Raw genomic sequence first — 786 nt, forward strand, 5'->3', positions numbered from 1 at the left:
TGTTTTTGTTCCCTTCTGCGGCATACAGTACATCAGGTTTCCCGTCGCCGGGGCAAATCCATAACGGTTCCCGCCCGCCGCAGTCTTGTCAATGTCAAATGCTACTTCTACCTGCTCTCCCTGCGTTCCGACAATGGATCCGACAAATGACATTCCCGTATAGTCCGGGTTATCCTCCCATGGAACCCATGTATAACTGTTTCCCGCAAGGCGGTATGTAAAGATGACCTCCCCTCCTGCCAGTTCTGTTTTTTTCCGAGAAACAAGCAGCTCCCTTCCTTCATATGTTACTCTGTCCCCCAGCGACAGGCTTGTCCTCGTAACAACATCATAACAAATGAAATCTTCCCTATCAACAAGGCATTTTCCACTGACTGCATAATATCTCCCATCAAAACAGAGATCACAGGCAATGATTTCTCCCAATTCCCTTTTTTCACCTTCCGGCAATCCAAGGTAAAAGCGGGGATAATAATAGCTGGTATCCGGCACTAATGAAAGCCCAAGCTGGGACGCCATTCTTTTCAGAAATCTCCAGTCCGTTTCCTGATACTGTATCAGCGTCCCTCCGGTCCGCATGTCGCTCCCTGGCAGTATGCAGGCACTGTGCTCGGTATCTGCTGTTACGATACCGGCAATCCCCATATAAGTCTGTACTTTTTTCTGAAATACCCGGTTACTTTTTTTCTGATCTAAAAGAATTGTTCCTGACACAGCCTGTATGTCTGCAATCCTGTATCCTCTTTCTTCTTTGATTTCCACCTTTTCCGGATATCCGCTGAACAA

The 786-nt window shown here is 47.2% G+C and carries 1 pseudogene; it reads right to left on the minus strand.

Annotation, left to right across the window (positions count from 1 at the left end):
* Positions 1–786, minus strand: a pseudogene (locus tag DW650_RS19395) (hypothetical protein); the annotation flags it as partial.

Source organism: Roseburia sp. AM23-20 (assembly GCF_003470905.1).
In the GTDB taxonomy this organism is placed as follows: domain Bacteria; phylum Bacillota; class Clostridia; order Lachnospirales; family Lachnospiraceae; genus Roseburia; species Roseburia rectibacter.